Origin of the sequence: Clostridium septicum, from assembly GCF_003606265.1 — a bacterium.
Classification (GTDB): Bacteria; Bacillota; Clostridia; order Clostridiales; family Clostridiaceae; genus Clostridium; species Clostridium septicum.
In genome coordinates this window covers 2,477,465-2,500,225 of the sequence record NZ_CP023671.1, presented here as the reverse complement: position 1 = coordinate 2,500,225, position 22,761 = coordinate 2,477,465, and the positions used below count along the sequence as shown (strand labels likewise).

Here is a 22,761-nt window from a genome sequence, read left to right as displayed (position 1 = left end):
CTAAATTAGATTGTATTTATACAATTAAATAGTTTTGTCTAAAAATTAAAATAATTTTGTCTATTTTAAAATAAAAAAATCAAAGCTAGAATAATCTAACTTTGATTTAAAAATTTAAAAATATTTAATAATATTTTTATGCAAAGACAGGTGTACCCATTTCATTTCTTAATACTTCATCTGCTTCATTATAATCATTTTTTATGTTTGCATAGCCTTCTTTTATTGCTGATACACTATTATTAATTCCTTTACTTAAAGAGTCTGATATTTCATCTTTAGCATTTACTAAAGTTGTTTTTAACTCTGATGCTGTAGTTTTTACATCGGATACTATTGTTTTTACATTTTCTGCTACTTCCTTACCACATGTAACTATTGTATTAGCAGTTTCCTTACATAGCTTAATTGATAATTCTACGCCTTCAACAGTTTTCTTATAGTCTGAAGCCATAGATTTATATGCATCCTTTACAGTTCCTGAAATATTTTCAACACCTTCTTTAATAGCATAGAATCCAGTTCCTATTGATGATACTGTGTTAGATACTTTTCCTATTATACCGACGCTTGGATCAGCCATTACACGCTTTATATTTGCTACACTTAATCCTACTTTTGTTACCACTTTTCCTACTTCAGCACCAATTTTTACTGCTGTTTTAACTCCTGTAGTAACTAAAGAAGTTGCAGAATCTTTAACTTCTAGCATTACATCTTTAAGTTGGGCGGCTGTAGCTGTAACTTGTTTTACTGTAGCTGATATTTTTTCTGCTGTATCAGTAATTTTAGCTTCTACAGATTTAGCTAACTTCATTGTTTTTTCAGTAACTTCATTAAATGTATCCTTAATCTTAGTGCTTATTTTAGATACAGTATTTTTAACATTTTCACTTACTGTAACAAAAGTCTTTTTTACATTATTAACTACAGAGTTAGCAAATCTTCCAATTGCACTTCCAACTCTGCTAAGTTTACCGCCTATAGATGAGATAGTTCCTGCAACTGACTTACTAGTATCTTTATCTTCTTTTTTGTTATTAATTGATATATTATTAATAACATCCTCTTTGTATTTATTTACCTCACTAGAAGTATCAGCTTTTAAAGTGTTTTTACTCTTTAATTCATTTGCTTTGTTGTTATTTACACATTGTAAATTCATTAAGTTTTCTCCACTACATTTTGTTATCATAATTAATCACTCCCTTAATAATTTTTATATAAACATTTTAAAATGAATATATCGTTTTATTGATATTTTACTTGTCCATAATTTGAATAAGTGTTAGCTTTCCCCAAAGTAAATTCATCTTCTAATATAAATTCACCATCTAAAAATAATTTCATCAACCATCTACCACTTTGGTAATTACGGTCACTATCAGTTAAATCAATCCAGAACCAAATATCTATTGGTTTATCTTCTTCTCCTTTAGGAGTAAATAATAGATTTTCCGAATCATCAAATAATTCTCCATTTGGCATAACCCATACAGCTGTAACTGCATGTATTCCAGTTACATTAGTAAACTGAAATCTTGTTACAACTTTTTTATCTATATTTCTATTAAATTCTTTTTTATTTGTTGGTATATATTCTTCATATATGTTTCCCGTCATATTATACTTTTCTATATTTGCTGTGTATTGAGTATTATTGTATAATCTTTCATCATTTTCATTAATCATAATTACTGAATATATTTCATCATTTATATGAGGTAAATATATATTTGCTGTAGAATCATTTAATTTTAATTTATCATTTATAACAAACTTATAATAATGTTCCCCTGGCTCTAAAGATGCTTCTAATATCCATACACCATCTTTCTTTTCCATCTTTCCAGAATTAACATCATAATTATTAAATGAACCTATTACTGAAATTTTATTAATTATCAAACTCTCATTTTCTTCATATCTAAATGTTATATTCATATTAAAACTCCCCTTTAATTATATTCAGCATAATACTTTTCTCTAATTTAATAATATACTTTAGTTAATTTTTTGTAAATATTTTGATAGATAGGTTCTATTTTGAATTTTTCATCAAAAACGCATTTGTTTTATCTTAATAATATTAATTTTCTAAATAATTAATAATTTAAAAAATATTATAAGTTTATTTTAAAAATATAATATTTTTGTAATATTTTAATAAAATTAAAAATAATATTAAAAATTATTATTTGAAAATAAATAATATATAATATTTATCTCATATATATATATATATTATATATATATATATAAAATCCATTATTTAAGGAGAAATATATGAAAGAACTAGAAACTAGAATAATCGATATAGATGTTGATTCTATTAGAAAAAAATTAAATTCATTAAAAGCTAAAAAAGTAAAAGAAGAATATCAAATAAATGATATCTATGACTTCCAAGATAGAAGACTTCTTAATTCAAAAGGTTACGCTAGAATAAGAACTGTAGATGATAAACTTAACAACAAAGAAGTTATTTATATGACCACAAAAAAAATGTTAAGCCAAGATACCTTTAAAGTTATGGAAGAAAATGAAACTATAGTTTTAGATAAATATATGGCTAGAAAAATTTTTCTTTCATTGGGACTTGTTCTTCAAGAATCAATAAAAAAATATAGAGAAAGTTATCTAATAAATGATTCTTTAGTTGAAATAGATATAAATGATAAAGATTTTTGTCCTTTTCCTTATTTAGAAATAGAAACTTCATCTGAAGAAAAACTTAAAGAAATATTAAATCTTTTAGGTTATTCAATAAAAGATACAACATCTAAAACAATTTATGAAATTTTATCAGAAAAAGGAATTAACCCATCTAACGGGAAAGGTCTTTAATTAAAAACAGCTGCTTTGAAATATATCTCAAAGCAGCTGTTTGTATGATTTAATTTGTTACTTCTTTTTTATTATCTATAACCGTTAAAATTACCATTATAACTACTATTCCTATAAGCGTTATAGTTAATCCTATTCCTCCAATATATTGTTGTAATTTTCCTAAAAATATACCAACTACTCCAAAATCAGCATCTGAAAAAGTTGAGTTAGCAAAACCTAGGTTACCTAATACAGGTAATAACGCCACTGGTAAAAGTGAAATTATTATACCATTTACAAAAGACCCTATTATAGCTCCTCTTCTTCCTCCAGTAGCATTTCCAAATACTGCAGCAGTTGCTCCTGTAAAGAAGTGTGGTACAACCCCTGGTATAATAATTACTAAGCCTAATATACTTAATCCTATCATTGAAACTATTCCACCTAAGAAAGAACATATAAACCCTATTAAAACTGCATTTTGTGCATATGGAAATACTATTGGACAGTCTAAAGCTGGCTTAGAGTTTGGTACTAGTTTATTAGATATTCCTTTAAATGCAGGAACTATTTCATTAAGTACTAATCTAACTCCATTTTGAATTAATATGAATCCAGCTGCAAATGTTAAAGCTTGAATCATTGCATATACTATAAAGTTTTTTCCACCTGATAATTCACTTTCTACAAATTGAGGTCCTGCAACTATTGCTACCCCTACATATAAAATTAACATTGTAATTGAAATTGAAACTACTGAATCTCTTAAGAAACTTAAAGATTTTGGAACCTTCATTTCTTCTGTTGATTTTGAGTTTTTACCAACTAATTTACCGATTATAGCTGATATAACATATCCAGTACTTGAAAAGTGACCTAAAGCTACTGAATTATTTCCAGTAATTTTCTTCATGAATGGTTGTAACATTGCTGGAAATATAACCATTATAATACCTAGAGCTAATGAACCCGTAAATATTAAATGTACTCCTCCCATTCCTGCTGATGCTAATATAACTGCTATCATACATGATATAAATAAAGTATGATGCCCTGTTAAAAATATGTATTTATATTTTGTTATTCTTGCGATTATAATATTAACTATCATACCAAAAGTCATGATAAGTGCTGTATTTGTTCCAAACTTGTCCATGGCCATGGCAACAACTGCCTCATTATTTGGTATGACTCCTGATATATTAAATCCATGTTCAAACATTACTCCAAATGGCTGCAATGAACTTACTATAACACCTGCTGCTGCCGATATAACTACAAATCCAACCATAGCTTTTAATACAGCCTTTATTATTACATCTGTTGATTTTTTTTGTAGTATTAATCCTATCAAGACAATAATTCCTATTAATACAGATGGTTCAGATAAAAAGTCTACAAAAACTTTTAAAATACCATTCATTATTATTCCCCCTTAGAAATTTTCACGATATTTATTTGTTTTTAAAGCCCTATTTTCTCTTGAATCTTTCTTTTTAATTCATCTCTGTCTAATAAAGAATCTAAAATTATTAACTCTGGTAAATGACTAGCGCTATCAGCTAAATCAATACCTGTAACAAATATATCAGCATCTGAAGCCACTACATCTGCTAATGATGTATGACTTGCTTCATATTGATCATCTACACCTAATTCTCTTAATACATCTGTAATATTCATTTCCACCATAAAACTTGAACCTAATCCTGATCCACATACTGCCATAATTTTTTTCATTTTAAAGTACCTCCTGAATTTCTTTTTCATTTTTTGAATTTAATATAATTTTTAATTTTTCCTCATTCATACAAACTTCTGCAATTTTTCTTAATATACTCAAGTGTGATTCATTATCTTTAGCTGACAATGTGAAAAACACACTAATTTTTTTCCTAAAAAGTCTACTGGATTATTTAATTTAATTACACTAACTCCTTCTTTAATAGCTCCTTCTTCTGGTCTCGCATGAGGCATTGCAACTCCATCTGCTATACAAAAGTAAGGCCCTAACTCTTCAATTTTTTTTAATATTGAATCGTAATATCTGCTTTCAACAATATTATTTTCCTCTAGTATATTACAAGAAATTCTTATAGCCTCTTTGTAATCACTAACCTTATCAACTACTCTTACTATCATATACTCCTTCTCCTAAACTATATTTTTTAGTTCATTGTAGTCTTTAGCATGCTTAAACTTTTCTATATTATTATTTTTAGTAAGTATATCAATTAAATTTACTAAATTCATGTTTTCATTTTTATTTGCTAATACTACTATTACTTTAATTGACACTTTATTTTTACTACCAAAGCTTATTTCAGACTTTAAAGTCAAAAATGACATAGAGTTTTTTAAAACATTTTCTGGCGTTGCATGAACGAATGCTATACCAGGTATAAATACCATATAGTTCCCTATTGTTTCTATAGTTTTAATTATTTCTTTTGTATAATTACTATTTATTTTTTTATTATCTAATAATGGTATAGCTGCTATTTCTACAGCCTTTCTCCAATCACTTTCATCTACCTTAAATTGAGTAAATTCTCTTGGAAATAAATTTGTTATTCTACTTTCACTTTTTCCTTTAACAGCATCTACAAGATATTTGCAATTCTTTTCATAACGTCTATTATAAATTTCAGTTTTAATTTTTTCTAAATCACTACTATCTAGTAAAGGATTTACTTTTATAACCTTATGTCCTTTTACCCCTACTGGAATTGTACTAACAATAAAATCTATATTTTTTTCCTCTAATACTTTTTCAACTTCACTTAGCCTACAAATACTAGTTATTTCTGTTTCTGGAATCATAGCACTAATTCTAGCTTTTAAAAGACTTGAAGTTGCTAATCCCCCATTACAAACTACTAATATTCTATACGTAAATTTACATTTAACACTTCTCTCAAATATTGCATCAAAATACATTGCCATATATGCTATTTCTTCTTCAGGGAATCTAACACCCAAAATATTTTCTTTGCTAATTAATATTTGCTCTGTTATCTTATATATAAATGACATCTTGTATTTAATTTCTTCTAACATAGGGTTTTCTGCTATTAATCCATTTTTTACTCTATTTATTGCAGCATTAATATGCATTGCTATTTGACTGGTAAACTCTATATCTTTATCACACTCTATATTTAGAGTTGTACAAAGTTCATTTAATATTTCTTCTGTTATATTATTTACATTTCCTCCTATAGCTCTCCTTAACCCATCCATTAACTTTAATAAGTAGCATATTTCTTCATTTTCTATATCCAAAATGTCCTTTAATATATTAAATTCCCTTCTATTTTTTAAATTTACTTCACAATCATTAATCTTGAAATTATTATTACTTCTACATATTAAAAATAAAATCATAATTTCTAATTCTTCTATTGATTCTTGTGAATATAATGTTCCAATATATCTTTCTATATCTTCAATTTTGTTTTCTAGCCAAAGGCTATTTAATTTTGTTTCTTTTAGCAGTCTTTGTTTAATATCACTTTTTAAGTCATTATTTAATCTTCCATATATACTAAAAAATAAGTTTCTCACTTTTATTTCTTCTGCATTAACAGTAATTCCATAATAGCTTTTTTTATATACCTCTATTTCATAACAGGCTAATACATTTATAACTTCTTTTAAATCTTGAACTAACGTATTCTTGCTTACTCCAATTTCATTAGCCAATTCTTCTATAGTTGCCTTACCTTTAATAAGCAATACTAGAATAATAATGAGTATTCTATCTTCTGAAGAATATATATTTATTTCAGAACTTGTTATTATTTCATTTATATATTGTCCATCTTTTAGAATTAGCTTAACGCCTAAACGTGGCTTTCTATCAAGCTGTACTTCATATTTTTTCAATATATATTCAATACTATCTAAATCATTTCTAATAGTTCTAGAACTAACATCAAAAAACTTTGAAATCTCATTCAATGTCATATATTCTTCTTTTTTTTCTAGTAATATTAGTATTTCCTTTTGTCTTTTATTAAGTGTACTCAACTCTTTTCCTCCTGCCTATGTCATTATTGTATTCGATTTCTTTACTCTCTTCTATACCAATTTATTTCACTAAAAGTGAAATAAATTATACTGTTTATTCCTAAAATTAATAAAGCCCAAATTAAAGTTAAACTTCATTTAGACTTTATAACTTTAAATATCATGCTAGAAATATTATTGCATATATTAATGTTGTAATTAATCCTATAGTAACTGGTATTATATTTTTTCTGGCTAAATCAAATGGAGAAACATCACAAATAGCCGCAACTGGTATTAGTGCCCAAGGTATTAATGTTCCTCCACCTATCCATATAGTACATATTTGCCCTAATGATGCTAATGTTGATGTGTTTACTGCTACAGAAGATGAAAAAAGCATTGCTGATGACCCAACTAAAGAAAGTCCTGAAAATCCAGATCCATCTAATCCTGTTAAAATTCCTACACCTGAAACGGTTGCAGTTGCTACTGCTTTATTTAGAGGAACAGCGTTTGCAAGAGCAATTCCTAAATCATTAATTATCCCTTGTGAATTTGCAGGCAAAGTAACTCCTAAAATATCACTAAATCCACTTCCACCAATATAAAAAAATGTAGCTACTGGAATTACAGCACCAAAAACTTTAAATGCAAATTGAAATCCATCTGTTATATATGGCGTTATTTGTTGTACACTATTAAATTTAAAACTACCAAGAAAAATTACAATTAATAAGAATAATGTTGTTCCTCCAACTAATGCTGTGGCATCTCCTCCTTTTATTGAAAATACACACATTAAAATTACATCAAATAAGTATCCTAAAAATACTAAAAGAGCATAAAACCTTTTCTTTCTATCTGAAAGCTTATTTAATGGTTTATCTTTTGCCTTACTCTTATTATCCGAATTATTTTCTTGAACCATATTATTATTTTTTATGTCTTTCATAATAATAAAATAAGCTATAATTGTTGTAGTTAACCCCATCACTATCTCTAAAGGGATTAATGATGAATAAAGTTCATCTATTGATATTCCAGCTGCATTAGCTGTAAGCTTAGATGCTCCTTGTATTATAATATCACTTGATAGTGCAATACCATGTCCAAAAAGATTCATTGCCATAGCTGTAGCCAAACTAGGTAATCCCGCCTTTTTAGCTACTGGAATTAGAACAGCACCTATAAGAGCAACTGCTGGAGATGGCCAAAAAAACCATGAAATTATCATCATAGATATACCTATAATCCAATATGCTAAAGATTTATTTTTGATAAATTTAGTTAATGGCTTTATCATCATTTCATTTATTTCTGTTGCAGAAAGCAATTTACTAAAAGCTGTTATTATAGATATTATTAATATTACAGGTAAAAGTTCAACTATAGCATATGAAAATCCATTAAATATTGACATAATTGATAATGGTAATGATCTACTACTTAAAATAGCCATTAAAAATATTCCTATTATACAAATTATGGTTATATCTCTTTTTCTAAATATCCATATTAAAATTAAAATTGTAAATACTATATAAACATAATGTAAAAGTGATAGTGTCATATTATGCTCCTAAGTTATTATTTAATTAATATAAAATATGAACTTTAGAAACTTTATGTGCTAACTTTGATGATTATAGTGGAAATACATAAAAAAATTAGAGATATTAAAATATATCTCTAATTTTCTATTATTTATGAGCTATTTGCTTTTTCCATCTAAACAATAATTTCTTTAATTCTCTCCACTTAAATGGTATAAGTGGATAAAGATATGGATCACCTAATACTGTTTTAGTTGAAGCTATAATTATAAAATTAATTATTATTCCTAAAATAAAACCCCAAGTTCCAAAAATACCTGTAAGTAAAAGTAATATTATTCTTATAAATTTAAAAGCAAATCCTAACTCTATACTCGGCTGAGTAAAACTTGAAAGTGCTACAATAGCCATATATAAAATGGTTTGTGGTGTAAACCACCCTGTTTGTACTGTATAATCACCTAATATTAAACCACCTATTATTGATAATGAAGTTCCAAGAGTACTAGGTGTATCTAAAGAAGCAAGCTTTATACCATCTATAGCTATTTCAGCTATTAAAAATTGTATAAATATTGGTAAAATATATGGATCTTTAGGTAACAAAAATTGAAAATTACCACTAATCCAACTTGGATTATCTGTTAAAAGAACATATAAAGGGGTTAAAAATAAATTTGCAAACAAAACTATAAACCTTACAAACTTTAAATAATTGCCTGTTAAAACCGGCATATAATAATCATCAATTGATTGTAAGAAATCAAATATATTAGATGGTAAAATAAGAGCTGATGGTGTGTTATCTATTAAAATAACTATACTACCTTCCATAATCTGAGCTGCTGCAACATCTGGTCTTTCAGTATATCTTACTTTAGGAAATGGATTTAACCATGATTTTGAATTAACTACTTCCACAAAACTTTGATCTCCTAAAGTAAGAGATTTTATGTTTAATTCATCTATTAGTTCCTTAATTTTTTCTAATTTTTTATTATCAACTTTATTTCCTAAATATCCCACAACTACATCAGTTTTAGAAACACTTCCAATTGAATGCATTTCAAATGTTAACTCTGAGGATCTTATTCTTCTTCTAATTAAAGCAGTGTTAAAAACTATTGTTTCAACAAATCCATCATGTGAACCCCTTAATACTTTTTCCTTTTCTGGCTCCTCAACACCTCTTGAAGGATATGTCCTAAAATCTAATAAAACTGCTTCAGTATAATTAGGGCCTAAAAGAGCTGTTTGACCTGATAAAACTGCTGAAATAATCTTTTCTATATCTTTTTCTGTACTTGTTTCTATTGAGCTTAATGCCTTTTCTATTAAGTCTGTAGCTGTTTTAATTCCTTCAAAATCTTCCTTCTTTAAATTATACATATCCCGACGTACATATTCCATATTGGTATCTTTAACAAAACCATCTAAATAATATAAATAAAATTTAGTGTTATGCACATCTATAATACGTTCTATAACATCAAAAGTTTTACCTAAATTCAAACCTTGTCTTAGCTTGCTTACATTTTCATATAAGTTACTAGATAAATTCACATTTAAATCCCCTTTCTAGCAAAAGTATTAAATTCTATCTTATTATTTACAATTAGTCATAAAATATACTTAATATACAAATTACTAGAAGTTTACTATAAATATTTAAATTATAATCTTTCTCGTCTTTTTGTGGATTTTATAAACAAGCTTTTTAACATTTCACTATCATCTTCTATTAAACATTTTTTAATTTTTTCTAATTCACTTGAAAATTCGTCAATTACCTTTATTAAGTTCAATTTATTTCCCAGGAAAAGCTCACTCCATAAATCTTCATTTATATTTGCTATTCGTGTTAAATCTCTATAACTATCCCCTATAAAACTTCCTGTATCTCTTGATTCTTTATCAGAATTTATTAATGCTACTGCAATTGCATGTGGAAGTTGACTTGTAAAACTAATAATTTCATCATGATACTTTGAAGTTATTCTTTTTACTCTTTTAAATCCAATATTATATGCAATTTTTTCCACCAACGCTATATTTTCTTCCTTATTTTTCTCTATTACAGTAATTAAATAGTTTGCCCCATTAAAAACCTCACTTGATGCATAATCTATCCCTTTTTTCTCTCTCCCTGCCATAGGATGCCCAAAAATAAAATCTACATCTTTAGGTAATATATCTAATACATCTTTAATAAATAATTCTTTAATCCCAGTAGCATCTGTAATTACTGCCCCTTTTTTAAAGTTATTTCTATTTTCCTCTATAAATGTTTTCACTAGTTTGGGATAAATAGAAAGAATTATCAAATCCGCTTTCTTTATAATATAACTTCCATATATATAGCCCTCTTTTATTAGTTCTAACTCTTTCGCCTTTTTTAAAGTTTCCATATTGCTATCTACACCAAAAATTTTTTTATATCCTGCATTTTTAAGTGCCATAGCATAGCTTCCTCCGATAACACCAAGACCAACTATTACTATATTCATAAATTCACCCCAATATTTTAATATATATTATAGAAACTCAGCATATGCTGAGTTTTCTAAAATTAATTTAAATATTTTTCCCTTCTATTTTTGCCAAAAGCTTTATTTTATCCATCATTTTTTTAAATGATTCTGGCTTAATTGATTGCTGCCCATCGCTTAATGCACACTGCGGATTATTATGAACTTCTATCATAAGTCCATCTGCTCCTGCACTTATAGCAGCTTTTGCTAATGGTTCTACAAGATACCAGTAACCACCTGCATGACTTGGATCTACTATAACTGGCAAATGCGAAAGCTTTTTAACCATTGGAATTGCACTTAAGTCTAATGTATTTCTTGTGTAAGTTTCAAAAGTTCTTATTCCTCTTTCACATAAAATTACATTTTCATTTCCACCTGCCATTATATATTCAGCTGACATTAACCATTCTTCTATAGTTGATGATAATCCTCTTTTTAATAAAATTGGTTTATTAGTTTTACCTAATTGCTTTAATAAATCAAAGTTTTGCATATTTCTTGCACCAACCTGAATAATATCAACATCACTAATAAATTTATCTATATAATCAGTAGACATTATTTCTGTTACTATTGGTAACCCTGTTACTGCCCTAGCCTTCTTCAAAAGTTCAAGACCTTCTAGTTCTAACCCTTGAAAGCTATATGGTGATGTCCTTGGCTTAAATGCACCACCTCTTAAAAATGTTGCCCCTGACTCCTTTACACTTTTAGCTATTTCTATAATTTGTTCTTCACTTTCAACAGAACAAGGTCCTGCCATAACAGCTAAATTCTCTCCTCCAATTAGGCTTCCATTTACATCTATTACAGTATCTTCTGGTTTAAATAGTCTATTTGCTTTTTTAAATGGTTCTTGAACTTTTAAAACTTTCTCTACTCCTTGAAATCTTAATAACTTGTCTGAATCTAATTCCATAGCTTCTCCTATAACTCCAACTATGCAAAAAGTCTCACCCTTTGACAAATATGTTCCTAAACCAGTACTTTCAACTTCCATCTTAACTTTTTGTAATTCTGATTCCGTACATTTTGAATTCATTACAATAATCATTTGTGCCCCTCCTTATTACTTATTTATTAATGCATCCATTGCCATTATATATCCATATTCTTTAAATCCACATATTTGCCCAATACAAGCACTTGCTGTTACTGATTTATGCCTAAATTCCTCTCTTGCATGAATATTAGATAAATGTACCTCAATAGTATTTATATCTACTGCTTTTATTGCATCTAATATAGCATAACTATAGTGTGTATATGCTCCTGGATTTATTATTATCCCGTCATATTTTTCAAAATAAGCTTTATGGATATTATTTACAATCTCTCCTTCAATATTGCTCTGAAAAAAAGTAATTTCTACACCTCTTTTATTTCCTTCTTCTTCAATATATTTGCATATATCACTAAAATCTCTAACTCCATATATACTTTTTTCCCTTACCCCAACCATGTTTAAATTTGGTCCATTTATAACCATAATTTTCATAAAATCACCTTCTTTAGGTTAAGTATATTTTAATTTATCCTTTATATCTAAAATAACATCTTCTATAAATCCATTATTAACTACTTTTATATCACTATATTCATTATAAAGATTGTATCTTTCTTGGTATAATTTATAAAGTTTATCTTTCCCATCTTTAAGTAATGGTCTTGTACTTGCATTTATATCACTAATTATCTTTTCTAAAGGTCTATCAATAAATATTATTATACTATTATCTTTAAATAAATCTATATTCTTTTTTCTCTTTATTACTCCACCACCAGAAGATACTAATAAATCTTTTTTATTACAAAGCTCTTTACATGCTCTTGTTTCTAAATCTCTAAAATGTTCTTCACTAACTTCAAATAATTCCTTTACTGTTTTTCCTGATATTTCTTCTATGTAATTGTCCATATCGCAAAAGTTATAATTAATTTCATTTGCTAATATTTTTCCTATAGTTGTTTTACCACATCCAGGCATACCTATTAGTACTATAGATTTTTTACCCATAAGCCACCATCCTCTAATTTAACATTTTAGCTTATTATAAATTTTATTTATTACTTCTTTTTCTATTTTTATACCATGCCATATTTCCTCAGCTTTAACAGCTTGACCAACAAGCATATATAGTCCACCTACTGTTTTCTTATTTAATTTTCTACCATATTTTAAAAATTTTGTTTCCATAGGATTATATATTAAATCTACTAAAATACTAAATTTATCAACTATCTCACTATCTATAGGGGAAGCCTCTACCTTAGGATACATACCAACTGGAGTAGAATTTATCAATATATCTCCATTTATCTCATCTAGCTCTTCATATCCTATTAACTTAACTCTCTCTTCTTTAAACTCATTGTTAATCTTCGGATTTCTACTTACTATATAAACCTTACTTATTTTATTATCTAATAAATAATGAAGAACAGCCTTGGTAGCTCCTCCATTTCCTAAAATAACTGCTACTTTTTCATTTATCTCAATATTATGTGCATCTAACATATATCCAAATCCATAATAATCAGTATTATAACCATAAAGTTTACTTTCTTTTAATTCTATAGTATTAATGGCACCTATTCTTAAAGCTTCTTTTGATATGCTATCTAAATACTCCATAATATCTTGTTTATATGGTATTGTAACATTTACCCCTTTTATTTTTAAGATCTTTAACCCTTTAGAAAAATCCTTTAAATCTTCTCTCTCTACTTCAAAAAGCTTATATGCTCCTTCTAAATTTAGTTCATCTAATATTAATTTGTGTATTTTAGGAGATAAACTATGAGAAAGCTTCTCTCCTAATAACCCGTAAAACTCCATGTTAACATCTCCTTAGGACTTTTTGTATCATTTAGATTTATTGGCATAGTAATTATCATTAAACTTGTTATTATAGAGTATAAATAATTCATATAAATCTCCTCCTAAAGTTACTACCTTTAGTTTTCCTATAAAATATGAATTTAACACTTTGATTTTTTATAACTTCCTAAAAGTTTAAAATAACCACTATTTTTCTCTATTAAATCTAATGATTTTTTAACTTCTTTATCTTTTATATTCCCCTGAAAATCTACATACAATAAATACTTCCATGATTCATGCTTATTAGGTCTTGATTCTATTTTAATCATATTTATATTATTCTCTGCAAAATATCTTAAAAGTTCATATAAGGTTCCTACTTTGTCTTCTAATGAAAATACTACTGTTACCTTATTACACTCTTCACTAACTTCTAAACTTCTTCCTACTATAATAAACTTTGTATGATTATTTTTTTTGTCATTTATTTTTTCTTTTAATATTTCTAAATTATAAATTTCAGCAGCTCTTTTACTAGCTATTGCTGCTTTTGATTTATCTTTTAAATCTGATATTAATTTAGCACTTATAGCTGTGTTATGATATGGAATAAGCTTTAAATCATGATTATGACTTAAAAACTCCCTGCTTTGTTCAAAACCTTGTGGATGTGAATAGACTTCCTCTATATTCTCTATATTTGAACCCTTAATTCCCATTAAATGTTGATCTATCTTTATGCATTCTTCTCCTACTATATAAAACCCATACTCTGCTAATAAATCGTAAACTCTTGTTATAGCTCCAGTACAAGAATTTTCTATGGGAAGTATTCCATAATCTATCTCTTGATTTTTTAACGCTTCAAATACTTCTTTAAACTCTTCATAACCTCTAGAATTATTACATGCTCCAAAATACTTTATTAAAGCCTCTTCACTAAATGAACCTCTTACCCCTTGAAATCCAAGCTTATAGTTTTCTACATTAAATTTACTTTTAATTACTTCACTTTTTTTTAAAATAAGCTTATCTTGAAGACTTCTACTTAATTCCATCAAGTTATTAAAGAATATCCTTGTTAAATTAGCATATTCTTTATTTTTTAGGTTTTCTATATTTTTTTCTATAACTTGTTTTTCCCTAGCTTCATTAAATATAGGAAGATTATTTTTCTTTTTATATTCCGCAACTCTAACTGCAACATTCATTCTTCTTTCAAATAACTCTACTAACTCTTTATCTATTTCATCAATTTCTTTTCGGCAAGCCTCTAATTCATTCATTATTATCTCCCCTTTATTAAATCAACTAAACCTATAGCTGTTACTGCTTCTATAACTGGAAGAGCTCTTTGTACTATACAAGGATCATGCCTTCCTTCTATTTTTAAAGTAGTATTTTCTTTATTTTTAATATCTATTGTTTGTTGTTCTTTTATAATAGATGGAGTTGGCTTTATTGCAACTTTAAATATTATTGGCATTCCATTTGTTATACCTCCTAATATTCCACCATTATTATTAGTTTTAGTCTTAATCTTACCTTCTTCATAACAATACTCATCATTACATTCTGACCCATTCATAGTAGTCATTTCAAAACCTTTTCCAAACTCTATTCCCTTTACAGCTGGAACTGAAAACATCAAATGAGCAAGAGTTGATTCTACAGAATCAAAAAATGGATCTCCAATCCCCGCTTCTACACCTAATATCACACATTCTATAGTTCCTCCTAAAGAATCGCCTTTAGATTTCGTTTCTAAGATAACCCTTCTAATATTCTCTTCTATTTTATTATTTATAAGAGGCAATTCACATTGTCTAAGCTCTAATAAATTTTCTTTATTTATATCTGAAATATCAAAAAAACTTTTATCTTTAATATTAGATATAGAATTTATATGTGCTCCTATAAAAATACCCTTTTCTTCTAATATCTGCTTGCAAATAGCCCCTGCAAATACTAACGGTGCAGTTATTCTCCCTGAAAAATGACCTCCACCTCTATAATCATTAAAACCTTTATATTTAATATTCCCAGTATAATCTGCATGACCAGGTCTCATTAAGTCTTTTAACTTGCCATAATCTTTAGATCTAGTATCCCCATTTCTTATCATGGCACAAAGAGGTGTTCCTGTAGTTTTACCTTCAAAATATCCACTTAATATTTCTGGTATGTCTCCTTCCTTTCTAGCTGTTGATATAGAACTTTTCCCTGGAGCTCTTCTAGACATCTCCATCATAACTTTTTCCATATCTATTTCAAATCCTGAAGGAAGTCCATCTATAGTTATTCCTATACCAATGCCATGGGATTCTCCAAATATAGATACTTTTAAATTATTTCCCCATATTCCACTCATGTACATCCCCTCCTAACATTTTAAAGTCATCAAAAAATTTAGGATATGATTTTGCCACACACTCAAAATCCTTAATTATTATAGCCTCCTTACATCTAGTAGCTGCTATAGCTAAAGTCATTGCAATTCTATGATCTCTAAAACTCCAAACTTCTGCTCCACCTTGAAGTTCTTCTTTTCCTTCTATAATTAATCCATCTTCCCTTTCTTTTATATTCGCCCCTAGTTTAGAAAGTTCTGATGTTACAGCCTTTAATCTATCACATTCTTTAATTCTAAGTCTTTCAGCATTAATTATTTCTGTAGTACCACTACTTAAAGATGCTACTGCTGCTAAAATAGGAATAATATCTGGACATTGAGATCCATCTATAATTGTTGATTTTAATTTATCTTTAACTATTCCAGTTAAAGTATTATTTTCACTTTTAAAGGTTACACCCATTCTTTCTAAAATATCAACTATTTCCTTATCCCCTTGAAGAGATTTTAAATCTATATCATTAACTAATACTTTACTACCTAATGCATTTGCTGAAAGGTAAAATGCAGCTTGTGAATAATCACCTTCAACTCTATAATCCCTTGAGTTATAATTTTGATTTCCCTTTATTATAAACTCTTTATAATCCTTATTTATAATTTCTACTCCAAAATCCTTCATACATGAAATTGTTAAGTCTACATATCCCTTTGACTGCATTTCAGTTGTTATTATTATTTTAGAATCTCCATTTAATAATGGTAAAGTTAATAATAATCCTGTTATAAATTGAGAACTTACATTTCCTAAAATTTTAAATTCACCTGGTTTTAGCTTTCCTTCTATTAAAAGGTCTAACTCCCCATCTCTTCCAAAATACTTAATTCCCTGCTCTTTAAATATTTCAAAATAAGTTGTTAATGGCCTCTTTCCTAAGTTTCCTTTTCCAATAAACTTACTCATTCCATGAAACAATAAAGAAATTGGAACTAGAAACCTTAAAGTAGATCCAGATTCATTACAGTCTATAGTCCTAAAAGAATTCATATTACTTCCCTTTGAATAAATTCCTATAACCTCTAAATAATCATCATATTTATTTATTTTAGCCCCTAGAACCTTCATTCCTTCAATAGTTGCTATCATATCATCAGAGTAATCTATATTATTAATCCTACTAACTCCACTTCCTAATGATGCACAAATTATAGCCCTATGTGCCATACTTTTAGATGGTGGAATTTTTACTTCACCTTTTAATTTAGAATTTCCTATTCTTAAGTTTCCCAAAATAACACCCCTATCTTTTTACTTACTAATATTAGAAAAAAACTTAGTATCTGTCTTATAAATAAATGCCTCACCTATGTCTTTTAATAAAATTAAGTTTAAAGTTTTTCCTAGATTTTTTTTATCTAATGAAATTGCTTCTAATATATCATTTATATTTATATCTAATTCATAAGGAAGATCATATTTTATTAAAATATTTTTTATTTCTTCACTCATTCCCCTTTTAGAAATTCCTTTTTCTTCACTTAACTTAATAATTTCATACATTCCAATTGCAACACCTTCTCCATGAGTATATTTTTGATACTTATAATATTGCTCAATTGCATGACCAAGAGTGTGACCAAAGTTTAATAGCATCCTTTCGCCTTTATCTCTTTCATCTTTCTCCACAACTTCTTTCTTAATTGTGCAACAATTGTGAATTATATATTCAATATTGTTAATAACTTCTTTTTTATCTTTATATGAACCTAATTTTTCGAAAAATCCTTTATCTTTTATACACCCATATTTTATTACTTCTCCCATACCATCTTTAAAAAATCGCTCTTCTAAAGTGTTTAAAACATTAGGGTCTATAATAACCTTTTTAGGATGATAAAAACTACCTACCAAATTTTTCCCTCTATCTAAATCAACTCCAACCTTTCCTCCTACACTGCTATCAACTTGAGCTAATAAAGATGTTGGACATTGTATAAAATCTATTCCTCTCAGATATGTAGAAGCAATAAATCCTCCTAGATCACCTATAACACCTCCACCTAGAGTTAATAACAAATCACTTCTAGTAACCTTAAAATCTAAAAGTTCATTATAAACCTTTGGAAGTGTAAGGAAGGATTTAGTTCCTTCCCCAGCTTCTAATACAACTTTTTTAACTTCATAGCTTTCTTTTATTAAAGATGATTTAACTTTTTCTCCATAAAATTTATCAACATTTTTATCTGTTAATATTACAACTTTTTTTCCCTTAAATACTCTCTTTATTTCTAATCCTATATAATCTATCAACCCTTTTTCTATAACTATTTCATAGCTTCTATCTTTTAAATCAACAGTTAAATTCAAACTAACACCTCATTTTTAAATTTCACGTCCTACAGCCTTTGCTATAACTTTTAAATCATTTATTAAACTACCATATTGATTTGGCTTTATGGACTGTGGCCCATCACATAATGCTTTTTTAGGATTATTATGCACTTCTATAATTAACCCATCTGCTCCTACAGCTACTGCTGCTTTTGCTAATGGATCTATCATAAATCTTTTTCCAGTTGCATGACTTGGATCAACAACTACTGGCAAATGACTCATTTTTTTAATTGCTGGTATGGCACTTAAATCCAATGTATTTCGTGTATAAGTTTCAAAAGTTCTTATTCCTCTTTCACATAAAATCACACTTTCATTTCCTCCAGCCATTATATACTCTGCACTCATTAACAACTCTTCTATTGTAGCAGATAATCCTCTTTTTAATAAAATAGGTTTATTTATTTTTCCAAGTTCATTTAACAAATCAAAATTTTGCATATTTCTTGCACCAACTTGAATAACATCAACATTTTCCTCAAATACCTCTATATCATAAGGAGACATAATTTCTGTAACAATTGGTAAACCTGTTTTAGATCTAGCAATTTTTAATAACTCTAATCCATCATATTTTAATCCTTGAAAACTATATGGTGAAGTTCTTGGTTTAAATGCACCACCTCTTAAAAAATTTGCCCCTAATTTTTTAACTTTATCTGCTATAAAGGTTATTTGTTCTTCACTTTCAACAGAACAAGGTCCTGCTATCATAGCAATTTTCTTTCCACCTATCTTTTCTCCATTAATATCTACTACAGTATTTTCCGGATGAAATACTCTATTGGACTTTTTAAAAGGTTCTTGAACATGCATTACCTTTTCAACATTATAATTAGCTTCAATTTGCAATGGATCTATTTTACTTGTATCTCCAACTAATCCTAAAATAATAAGTTCTGTCCCAATGACTTGATTAACTTTAACCCCTTTGTTTTCTAACTCTTCTGTTAACCTATTTATCTCTTCTTCTTTGGTTTTTGGTTTTAAAATAATTATCATAAATTTTAGCCCCTTTTATTAATATAATATATATTTATTACAAAAAAAGAGAGCCCATAATGAGCTCTCTATAAATATACTAATTCTTACTAGTCCTTATAAATTCTAGATTTTATATATCAATACTCATTAGAAAAGATTTATATTTATTTTTGCAAAACAAATAGCTAGCGCTAAAATAAAAGCCCCAGAATATAGAGTAAAAAAATCTATAAAGTTTTGCTAATTCTTTTCTTATTACTTTCATAAAATCCTCCATTTAGTAATGATTCCCCGATTCTTTCCCTAATTATACCAAAGTTTTAATAGTTGTCAACATCAAACCTTTAATAGAATTAATTTTTAGAATTATTTGATTGTTTTAAATTGAAGCCTTAATTTTATATAGAAATATAAAATTAAGGCTTTTAAATTATAAAATAGGAGCTATTAATCTTATTATTGCTTCTTTTATTTTTAATCCTCTGCTTCTACTTTCATACTCTTCTCTTGTTACAAGCTTACAATCCTGCTCATCCTTAAAAAATATTTGCTCTTGCTTTTTAGAGAATTCTTCATCATATATGACTGTATTTATTTCAAAATTTAATTTAAAACTTCTTATATCTAAATTAGCTGTTCCAATACTAGAAACTTTTCCATCAGCTACAATAGTTTTTGAATGTATAAATCCTCTTTGATATCTATATATCTTAACTCCAACTTCTAATAAATCTCCTATATTTGAGCTTAACATCCACTCCATAAAAAAGTGATCTGGCTCTCCTGGAACTATTATTCTTACATCCACCCCAGATAAAGCTGCTATTTTTAAAGCTTCCATCATTGGCTCATCAGGAACTAAATAAGGAGTCTGTATATATACTCTTTCCTTTGCATTATTAATAATTTTCATATATGCATTCTTTATATATTCCTCTCTATGATCAGGTCCTGATGATACTATTTGAATTCCAACATCTCCATAAGATTCCTGCTTAGGAAAATATTTTTCATAATCCTTAAACTCTTCTTCATCTGCATAATCCCAGTCTAATATGAATCTCTTGTTTAGCTCATTTACAGCCTCACCTTGAACCCTTATGTGAGTATCTCTCCAAAATTCAAATTGAGTACCTTTATTTATATATTCATCTCCAACATTAAACCCACCTACGTAACCTACTTCTCCATCTATAACAACAATTTTTCTATGATTTCTATAATTTATACGTATATTTAAATATGGAAGGATACCTGGAAAGAATATAGCAAATTTTATCCCTAAATTTTTTATATACTTTATATGTTTAGTTCTTATATTTTTAGATCCCATTCCATCAACTAATAATCTAACCTCTACACCTTCATCAATTTTCTTCTTAAGCTCATTCAATATAGTTTTCCCTAAGCCATCCATTCTAAAAATATAATATTCTATATGTATAAACTTCTTAGCCCTTTTAATATCTTGTAAAAGATCTCTAAATTTATCTTCCCCATTTATGTATGTTTTAACTTTATTTCCTGTTGTATAAAGAGAACCTGAATGATTATAATTCATTTTTATCAGATCAACATATTCTTCCCTAATCTTATGTGCCTTATTATACTCCTTAAATTTGTCTCTAAGTTCCTTTGCCTTTCTTTCATCTATAACTTTCTTTTCTCTAAATATTTTTTGCCTACTTAAATTTTGCCCAAATGTTAAATAAGCTATAAATCCAACCCCTGGCAAAACAGCTAGTATTAAAAGCCATGCCCAAGTAGTGGTTGGTTCCTTTCTTTCAATAAATATAAGAGATACAGAACAAATTATATTTATAATATAAATTATCGTTAATAGTATGGTTATACCTACTATAGTTATACTCATGCATATATTCACCTTTCTAACTTTAATTTAATTCTAGTTTATATTTATATATTACATTACTTATTATATTATATACAGGCTTTTTCACTAATTCAAATTTCATATTCTTAATAATATTTAGTTATTTAAGATTTAATTATATAATATATAAAAAATAACTCAGCTAATCACTTTCAGTAATTTAGATTAGTAAATCTTTATTTATTAACGTCTTTTATTAATAATTAACTTTATAAATGTAACATAATAAAAGACTTATTTTTATAATAAAAATTAATAATTACTTTTATTACTATGTATAAGATAATAAAAGAGCATCAATCTTGTTGCTCTTTTCATAAACCATTAGTATTTTATACTATTACTTAAAGTTACCTAAACTTTTCAAGTCTATAATGATTTTTACCATATAACTCTTTGCTTCCATTTCTCTACATAATCATTAATAGTTCCTTAAATTTATCAAAATCCATTTTTAACTCTTTAGTACCTTCTGATTCCGATAAATTTATTTCATTTAAACATTCAGACAGTTTATATCTAAAAATCTCATTACTATTTTCATCATAATAAAATCTTCCTTGAGTATTCCCAACTACTACATATTTATTAGATAAAATTCATCTATATTAGTAGTAGAATCTTTTTCTGAATTAATACTTAATATAGCAATAGAACCTATTAAAGTCGAGACAATTACAAAATTTTATACTTTTCCACACACAAAAAAGCTCGCTTATAAAGGCGAGCTTTTAAACTTATCTTATTTAAAATATCTATTTAATAATCCAGCAAAAGCCATTCCATGTCTTGCTTCGTCTTTGCACATTTCATGAACTGTATCATGAATTGCATCTAAGTTTAATTGTTTAGCTAATGTTGCTAATTCTTTCTTTCCTTGACATGCTCCATGTTCTGCATTTACTCTAGCTTGTAAGTTAGCTTTTGTATCTGCTGCTACTACTTCCCCTATTAACTCAGCAAATTTTGCTGCATGTTCTGCTTCTTCCCATGCAATTCTCTTATATGCTTCTGCTACTTCTGGATATCCTTCTCTATCAGCTTGTCTTGACATCGCTAAATACATTCCAACTTCTGTACATTCTCCCATAAAGTTAGCTTGTAATCCTTCCATGATTCTTGGATCTACATCTTTAGCAACTCCTACTCTGTGTTCATCTGCCCAAGCTAAATCTCCACTTTGTTCAACGAATTTATCTGCTCCTACTTGGCATAATGGGCACTTTTCTGGTGCTGCATCTCCTTCATGAACATATCCACATACTGTACAAACAAATTTTTTCATAATTAAAATCCTCCCTTTATTTACATCCACATTTTATTTAAAATTCTTTAAATACATTTATTATTGTTTTTGTAAGTTCCCATTTTCCTTTGAGGT

At 27.5% G+C, this 22,761-nt stretch carries 22 protein-coding genes; 1 reads left to right on the top strand and 21 read right to left on the bottom strand.

Annotation, left to right across the window (positions count from 1 at the left end; all coding sequences use genetic code 11):
• Positions 1-136: 136 nt before the first annotated feature.
• Entirely contained in the window at positions 137-1,195 is a 1,059-nt protein-coding gene (locus tag CP523_RS11480; RefSeq protein WP_066673298.1) for a methyl-accepting chemotaxis protein, read from the bottom strand.
• Positions 1,196-1,251: 56 nt separating this feature from the next.
• Positions 1,252-1,944, bottom strand: a complete 693-nt coding sequence (locus CP523_RS11475) for an early set domain-containing protein (RefSeq protein WP_066673296.1) — start codon at positions 1,942-1,944, stop codon at positions 1,252-1,254.
• Positions 1,945-2,286: 342 nt separating this feature from the next.
• Between CP523_RS11475 and CP523_RS11470 the strand changes: the two genes are divergently transcribed.
• Entirely contained in the window at positions 2,287-2,847 is a 561-nt protein-coding gene (locus tag CP523_RS11470; RefSeq protein WP_120140869.1) for a class IV adenylate cyclase, read from the top strand.
• A 49-nt stretch (positions 2,848-2,896) separates the two neighbouring features.
• On the opposite strand, the gene CP523_RS11465 is transcribed toward CP523_RS11470, so the two are convergent.
• The 19 genes from CP523_RS11465 to CP523_RS11380 form a co-directional block, all read right to left on the bottom strand.
• Entirely contained in the window at positions 2,897-4,252 is a 1,356-nt protein-coding gene (locus CP523_RS11465) for a PTS ascorbate transporter subunit IIC (RefSeq protein WP_066673290.1), read from the bottom strand.
• A gap of 41 nt (positions 4,253-4,293) precedes the next feature.
• Positions 4,294-4,569 carry a PTS sugar transporter subunit IIB gene (locus CP523_RS11460; RefSeq protein ID WP_066673288.1) on the bottom strand — a complete coding sequence of 92 codons (276 nt, stop codon included), beginning with the start codon at positions 4,567-4,569 and terminating at the stop codon, positions 4,294-4,296.
• Between the two features lies 1 nt (position 4,570).
• Positions 4,571-4,672 (bottom strand): hypothetical protein, encoded by a 102-nt coding sequence (locus CP523_RS16500; protein WP_252655302.1) that lies wholly within the window; start codon positions 4,670-4,672, stop codon positions 4,571-4,573.
• Positions 4,669-4,971, bottom strand: a complete 303-nt coding sequence (locus CP523_RS11455) for a PTS sugar transporter subunit IIA (RefSeq protein ID WP_252655301.1) — start codon at positions 4,969-4,971, stop codon at positions 4,669-4,671. The genes CP523_RS16500 and CP523_RS11455 overlap by 4 nt, the downstream gene beginning before the upstream one ends.
• Before the next feature lie 12 nt (positions 4,972-4,983).
• Positions 4,984-6,861 (bottom strand): BglG family transcription antiterminator, encoded by a 1,878-nt coding sequence (locus CP523_RS11450; RefSeq protein ID WP_120140868.1) that lies wholly within the window; start codon positions 6,859-6,861, stop codon positions 4,984-4,986.
• Positions 6,862-7,021: 160 nt separating this feature from the next.
• Positions 7,022-8,413 (bottom strand): hypothetical protein, encoded by a 1,392-nt coding sequence (locus CP523_RS11445; protein WP_120140867.1) that lies wholly within the window; start codon positions 8,411-8,413, stop codon positions 7,022-7,024.
• Positions 8,414-8,543: 130 nt separating this feature from the next.
• Positions 8,544-9,959, bottom strand: coding sequence for a spore germination protein (locus CP523_RS11440; RefSeq protein WP_066673281.1), 1,416 nt, complete (start codon positions 9,957-9,959; stop codon positions 8,544-8,546).
• 110 nt (positions 9,960-10,069) lie between these two features.
• Positions 10,070-10,903 carry a prephenate dehydrogenase gene (locus CP523_RS11435; RefSeq protein ID WP_066673279.1) on the bottom strand — a complete coding sequence of 278 codons (834 nt, stop codon included), beginning with the start codon at positions 10,901-10,903 and terminating at the stop codon, positions 10,070-10,072.
• Between the two features lie 67 nt (positions 10,904-10,970).
• A complete protein-coding gene (gene aroF, locus CP523_RS11430) occupies positions 10,971-11,984 on the bottom strand; it encodes a 3-deoxy-7-phosphoheptulonate synthase (protein ID WP_066673277.1) in 1,014 nt (337 codons plus the stop codon).
• 15 nt (positions 11,985-11,999) lie between these two features.
• Entirely contained in the window at positions 12,000-12,428 is a 429-nt protein-coding gene (gene aroQ, locus CP523_RS11425) for a type II 3-dehydroquinate dehydratase (protein WP_066673275.1), read from the bottom strand.
• Between the two features lie 18 nt (positions 12,429-12,446).
• Complete coding sequence (locus tag CP523_RS11420; protein ID WP_066673272.1) at positions 12,447-12,947, bottom strand: shikimate kinase; 501 nt, start codon at positions 12,945-12,947, stop codon at positions 12,447-12,449.
• An 18-nt stretch (positions 12,948-12,965) separates the two neighbouring features.
• Complete coding sequence (gene aroE / locus CP523_RS11415; RefSeq protein ID WP_066673271.1) at positions 12,966-13,769, bottom strand: shikimate dehydrogenase; 804 nt, start codon at positions 13,767-13,769, stop codon at positions 12,966-12,968.
• Between the two features lie 143 nt (positions 13,770-13,912).
• Positions 13,913-15,040, bottom strand: coding sequence for a prephenate dehydratase (gene pheA / locus CP523_RS11410; protein ID WP_066673270.1), 1,128 nt, complete (start codon positions 15,038-15,040; stop codon positions 13,913-13,915).
• Between the two features lie 2 nt (positions 15,041-15,042).
• Complete coding sequence (gene aroC / locus CP523_RS11405) at positions 15,043-16,125, bottom strand: chorismate synthase (protein ID WP_066673269.1); 1,083 nt, start codon at positions 16,123-16,125, stop codon at positions 15,043-15,045.
• Complete coding sequence (gene aroA, locus CP523_RS11400; RefSeq protein ID WP_066673265.1) at positions 16,103-17,398, bottom strand: 3-phosphoshikimate 1-carboxyvinyltransferase; 1,296 nt, start codon at positions 17,396-17,398, stop codon at positions 16,103-16,105. The genes aroC and aroA overlap by 23 nt, the downstream gene beginning before the upstream one ends.
• Positions 17,399-17,416: 18 nt before the next feature.
• On the bottom strand, positions 17,417-18,475 hold the full coding sequence (gene aroB / locus CP523_RS11395) for a 3-dehydroquinate synthase (RefSeq protein ID WP_120140866.1): 1,059 nt from the start codon (positions 18,473-18,475) through the stop codon (positions 17,417-17,419).
• Positions 18,476-18,490: 15 nt separating this feature from the next.
• Positions 18,491-19,504, bottom strand: a complete 1,014-nt coding sequence (gene aroF / locus CP523_RS11390; protein ID WP_066673261.1) for a 3-deoxy-7-phosphoheptulonate synthase — start codon at positions 19,502-19,504, stop codon at positions 18,491-18,493.
• 412 nt (positions 19,505-19,916) lie between these two features.
• Entirely contained in the window at positions 19,917-21,359 is a 1,443-nt protein-coding gene (gene cls / locus CP523_RS11385; protein WP_120140865.1) for a cardiolipin synthase, read from the bottom strand.
• A 763-nt stretch (positions 21,360-22,122) separates the two neighbouring features.
• The gene (locus CP523_RS11380) at positions 22,123-22,665 is read right to left on the bottom strand and encodes an NADH peroxidase (protein WP_066673257.1); all 543 of its coding nucleotides are present in this window, start codon (positions 22,663-22,665) and stop codon (positions 22,123-22,125) included.
• Positions 22,666-22,761 lie beyond the last annotated feature (96 nt).